This is a genomic window from Alcanivorax sp. HI0083 (assembly GCF_001635175.1).
Map to the genome: position 1 here is coordinate 1 of NZ_LWFX01000442.1, position 5,023 is coordinate 5,023.

6 protein-coding genes are annotated in these 5,023 nt (G+C 60.4%); 4 read left to right on the forward strand and 2 right to left on the reverse strand.

Annotated elements, in window-relative coordinates:
• Positions 1–254 (reverse strand): 30S ribosomal protein S9 (rpsI, locus tag A3754_RS04525; RefSeq protein ID WP_082904752.1); only part of this gene is annotated, 254 nt, incomplete at its 3' end.
• An 11-nt stretch (positions 255–265) separates the two neighbouring features.
• Entirely contained in the window at positions 266–694 is a 429-nt protein-coding gene (rplM, locus tag A3754_RS04530) for a 50S ribosomal protein L13 (RefSeq protein ID WP_063518946.1), read from the reverse strand.
• A gap of 259 nt (positions 695–953) precedes the next feature.
• Here rplM and A3754_RS04535 point away from each other — a divergent pair, with 259 nt between their 5' ends.
• From A3754_RS04535 to A3754_RS04550, 4 genes are all read left to right on the forward strand, one after another.
• On the forward strand, positions 954–1,991 hold the full coding sequence (locus tag A3754_RS04535; RefSeq protein ID WP_063518947.1) for an aldo/keto reductase: 1,038 nt from the start codon (positions 954–956) through the stop codon (positions 1,989–1,991).
• A 210-nt stretch (positions 1,992–2,201) separates the two neighbouring features.
• Positions 2,202–2,828: a TetR/AcrR family transcriptional regulator gene (locus A3754_RS04540; RefSeq protein WP_063518948.1), complete on the forward strand. Its 627-nt coding sequence runs from the start codon at positions 2,202–2,204 to the stop codon at positions 2,826–2,828.
• Positions 2,825–4,450 carry an NAD(P)/FAD-dependent oxidoreductase gene (locus tag A3754_RS04545; RefSeq protein ID WP_063518949.1) on the forward strand — a complete coding sequence of 542 codons (1,626 nt, stop codon included), beginning with the start codon at positions 2,825–2,827 and terminating at the stop codon, positions 4,448–4,450. Before A3754_RS04540 ends, A3754_RS04545 begins: the two co-directional genes overlap by 4 nt.
• A gap of 3 nt (positions 4,451–4,453) precedes the next feature.
• A partial coding sequence (locus A3754_RS04550; RefSeq protein WP_063518950.1) for an SGNH/GDSL hydrolase family protein occupies positions 4,454–5,023 on the forward strand: 570 nt, incomplete at its 3' end.

The following is a 5,023-nucleotide window of genomic DNA, read 5'->3' on the forward strand; positions in this document are numbered from 1 at the left end:
GTAATACCGTGACGGATGGCGCCAGCCTGACCGTTGTTACCGCCACCGCTAACGGTAACCAGCACATCAAACTTGTCCGTCGCGTCCACCAGCTCCAGCGGTTGACGAACAACCATCTGGTTGGTTTTACGGCCGAAATACACATCCAGCGGGCGACCATTAACGCTGATCTTGCCACTACCCGGACGCAGAAAAACGCGAGCGGAAGAGGTCTTGCGGCGACCGGTTCCGTAGTTGGTTTCTACAGTTGCCATCGACAAACCCCTTAAATTTCCAGCTGCTGCGGCTGCTGAGCGGTATGCGGATGCTCAGTGCCTGCGTAAACTTTCAGTTTGCGGAACATGGCGCGGCCCAGCGGGTTACGCGGCAACATGCCCTTGATCGCCTTCTCGATGATCATCTCAGGCTTTTCCGCCTGCAGAGTCGCAAAGTTGGCTTCTTTCAGGCCACCCGGGTAACCGGTGTGACGGTAATACATTTTGTCTGACGCCTTGTTACCGGTAACGGCCACTTTATCGGCATTGATCACAACAATGTAATCACCGGTATCGACATGTGGAGTAAACTCCGGCTTGTGCTTACCGCGCAGACGGCTGGCGACTTCAGTAGCCAACCGACCCAACGTTTTGCCGGAGGCGTCTACCACATACCAGTCGCGCTTTACGCTTTCCGGTTTTGCGCTGTAGGTCTTCATGGAATTCTGCCCTAAATTCAATATGTTACGGGTAGTAAACACCCGCCGGCGACGGTTACGCCGGGCAAGAGAGCGCGAATTCTACCCAAGCCCCCAAAAGAACACAAGCAGTTCGGGGGCATTTGTTGTCACGGCACCGGATGGCCACAGATAAAGCCATGCCCCTCTGTACAAGCGGGTCATTGTGAAGCCGGCGGCACCATGTTGAGATTGAGCGCGATTCTACACCCTTGCAGCCCCCTCTTTAAAGGAGCAGACAATGCAGTACCGCCGTCTCGGACGCACCGACCTTGAGGTTAGCGCCCTGTGCCTGGGCACCATGACCTGGGGAAGCCAGAATACCGCCGAACAAGGCCATGCACAGATGGACATGGCCCTGGAACATGGCATCAATTTTTTTGATACCGCCGAAATGTATGCGGTGCCCGCCAGCCCGGAAACGTCTTTTCGCACCGAAACCATTATTGGTGAGTGGTTTGCCCGCAGCGGGAATCGCGACAAGGTTGTGCTGGCCACCAAGGCTGCCGGCCCCGGCGAGTACGTGAAACATATCCGTGGCGGCCCGCGCTTTAGCGCTGACAGCCTGCAAAACGCCGTGGAAGGCAGCCTGAAGCGCCTGCAGACCGATGTGATCGACGTTTACCAGCTGCACTGGCCCGAGCGCACCACCAATTTCTTTGGTCGTCTGGGCTACAAACACCGGGATGGCGAGGACGGCATTGCCATCAGCGAAACCGTTGCCGGGCTTAAAGCACTGGTGGATGCAGGGAAAATTCGCCACTGGGGCCTGTCCAATGAAACCCCCTGGGGCACCATGCGCTTTATCCATGAAGCAGAGAAAATCGGCCTGGCGCCACCGGTCAGCATCCAGAACCCCTATTCACTGCTCAATCGCAGCTTCGAGGTGGGCCTGGCGGAAGTGGCACACCGGGAACAGGTGGGCCTGCTGGCCTATTCGCCACTGGCCTTTGGCATGCTCAGCGGCAAGTACCGCAACGATCAGTGGCCGGAAGGCGCTCGCCTCACCCTGTTCAAGCAGTTCGCCCGCTACACCAACCCCCAGGCCATCGCAGCCACCGAAGCCTACTGTGAACTGGCCAGTGAGCGCGGCATCACCCCGACCCAACTGGCGCTGCAGTTCGTCACCACACGCCCTTTCGTGACCAGCAACATTATTGGCGCTACCAACCTGGCGCAGCTGGAAGAAAACCTGAAAAGCATCGATGTGCCCTGGGACAAGGATCTGGAAAAGGCCCTGGAGGTCATCCATACCCGCTTCCCGTATCCGGCGCCCTGAGAACGCCTGACGCAACACGCCCGATGCATGACGCCAAAAGCGCAGGCTCCTCGCTGCAGGAGCCTGCGGCCAGCCTTGATGGCATGCCTGCAGCCAGGCGTCTACAGAACCCAAAGCGCAGCCGAGACCACAATCCATCCCGACAGACCTTGACGATAGCACTCGTACCGTGCCAATGTTAACGCCGTTAACTTACCACAACGGATCAGTATGGCACGCACCGCATATCACCACGGCGATCTCCACCAGCAGGCCCACGATCAGGCCCTGGCCGTGCTTCGCCTTGAAGGCGACAGCGCTATCAGTTTGCGCGGCATTGCCAAGCAGATTGGCGTCAGCGCCCCTGCGCTTTATCGCCACTATGCGGACCGGGAAAGCCTGCTGGCTGAGCTGGCCATCAGTGGCTTCGCCGCCCTGCGTCAGCAACTACTCAGTGTGGAGCAGCATACTCCTCGCGCAGCGCTGATCGGCATCGGCCTGGCTTATGTGGCGTTTGCCCAATCCGAGCCCAACCTGTACCGGCTGATGTTTGGCGGCCGGGTACTTCCCAAAGGCGCCCATCCACGGCTCGATCAGGCCGGACTTGGCGCCTTCAATGTACTGCAGGACACGATTGCCCGGGGCCAACGGGCGGGCTATCTGAAGCCCGCACCGCTATCGCTGATGACCGCCACCGCCTGGTCGCTGGTGCACGGCCTTTCACAGCTGACCATCGACGGCCATCTGCCCAATGCGGATGCCGAACCCCAACTCGCCGAAGGCATCACCAGCCTGTTGCTGGAGGGCGCCATCACCCATACCGACGCCCATACCGATAACAACGAGGACACCCCATGAGCAGCCCAACCCCCAGCACCCTTCGCGTCGGCCGCCGCTACCGCGCCAAACGTCTCGACGGGCCCTATGACGCCATCGTCATCGGTTCCGGCATTGGCGGTCTCACCACCGCCGCCTGCCTGAGCAAAATGGGCAAGAAAGTGGTGGTGTTCGAGCAGCACTACACCGCCGGGGGCTTTACCCACAGCTATGATCGCAATGGCTACGAATGGGATGTGGGCGTGCACTACATCGGCGACATGGGCGCCGACCACACCATGGCCAAACGCCTGTTCGACCATGTCACCGACGGCGAGCTGAAATGGGCACCCATGGATGCCAACTACGACCGGCTGTTTATTGGCGACCGCCAGATCGACCTGATGGCCGGCCCCAAGGCCTTCGTGGACAGCCTAAAAAACGACTTCCCGGATGAGCATCAGGCCATCGATACCTACATGGGCTACCTTAACCAGGTCGCCAAGGCCCTTCCCGGCGTCACCCTGGCAAAGGTGCTGCCGAACCTGCTGGCCGGCCCCTTCCGCCGTCTGGCCAACCGCAAGGCGCCGGCCTTCCTCAATCGCCCCACCCAGGAGGTACTCGAAGGCCTTACCAGTAATCAGGAACTGATCGCCGCCCTTACCGGCCAGTGGGGCGATAACGGCCTGGTCCCCACCGAGTCCAGCTTTATCATCCACTCGCTGATTGCCCGCCACTATCTTTATGGCGGCTATTACCCGGTCGGTGGCGCCTCGGAAATGGCCAAGACCATCATCCCCGTCATTCAGCAAAGCGGCGGCGAGGTGTTTACCTACGCAGACGTGAAAGAAATCCTTGTCGAGAAAGGCCGCGCTGTCGGCGTGCTGATGGCCGACGGAGAAACCGTCCGCGCCCCGGCCGTGATCAGCAACGCCGGGGTATACAACACCTTCGGCCCGCTGTTGGCCGATAACGCGCCGCACAAGGCCTTCTACCAGATGAAACTGGGCAACGTGCAGCGCTCCATGGCCAGCGTCTGCCTGTACATCGGTATTCAGGACACCGCAGAAAACCTGCAACTGCCGAAGACCAACTTCTGGATTTATCCGGGCACCGACCACGCCACACAAGTGGACAATTTCCTCAAGGCACCGGACGAGCACGACATTCCGCTCACTTATATTTCTTTTCCCTCTGCCAAGGATCCCAGCTTTGCGGCACGCTATCCCGGCCGCGCCACCGTGGAAATTGTCGCGCCCGGCCCGTTCGAGTGGTATGCCGACTGGGCCGACAAGCCCTGGGGCAAACGCGGTGATGATTACGAAGCCAAAAAAGAAGCGTACTCGCAGCGTCTGCTGGAAAAGCTATACGAGAAGATGCCGCAGCTGCGCGGCAAGGTGGATTACTATGAATTGTCCACACCACTCTCCACCGACTACTTCTGCCGTTACAGCACCGGTGAGATTTATGGCCTGGATCACAATCCCGAACGATTCGAACAGGACTGGCTGAAACCGAAGACACGCATCCCCGGCCTGTACCTTACCGGGCAGGACGTGATGACCTGCGGCGTGGTCGGTGCCATGGTCGGCGGCCTGCTTACCACCGTGGCGATCAGCGGCCTGAAAGGCCTGCCGCTGGCCAAGAAAATGTTTGTGGGCTAAGCCATGCATTTGCCGTTCTGGTTCAGCGTTGGCGCGCTCAGCCCCGTGGTGATACCACTGGCACTCTACACCCGCCGCACCACCGTGCGGCTCCCGGAAGCCAGTGGCGAACCCCGGGGGCAATGGGGTAAAGGCGCGCCGGCAACACGCCTGCTGGTCATCGGCGAGTCCACTGCGGCCGGTGTTGGCACCGCGCATCATCGCCAGGGGCTGGCCAGCCAGTTGGCCCTGCAGCTGCACCAGCACTCCGGGCACGCCGTCGCCTGGCACACTCTCGGGGTTAACGGCATTCGCCTGGAGGCACTGCTCGCCAACCTTGCCGATATCGCTCTGCCAGAGGTGGATGAGATTTTCATCAGTATGGGCGTCAATGACACCACCGGGCTGACCTCCCGGCGGCGCTACCGCGCAGGGCTGCTCCGCCTGGTTCAGGCACTGCGCAAGCAGCACCCCGCTATTCGGGTCACCCTGCTGGCCGTGCCCCCCATGCACCGCTTTACCGCCCTGCCCATCCCGTTAAGACAACTGCTCGGGTGGCGCGCCAGGCAACTGGACCAGCAACACCGCCATGTG

Coding starts and splice junctions, on each gene's coding strand:
- rplM (WP_063518946.1), bottom strand. CDS start 694: ATGAAGACCTACAGCGCAAAACCGGAAAGCGTAAAGCGCGACTGGTAT.
- A3754_RS04535 (WP_063518947.1), top strand. CDS start 954: ATGCAGTACCGCCGTCTCGGACGCACCGACCTTGAGGTTAGCGCCCTG.
- A3754_RS04540 (WP_063518948.1), top strand. CDS start 2,202: ATGGCACGCACCGCATATCACCACGGCGATCTCCACCAGCAGGCCCAC.
- A3754_RS04545 (WP_063518949.1), top strand. CDS start 2,825: ATGAGCAGCCCAACCCCCAGCACCCTTCGCGTCGGCCGCCGCTACCGC.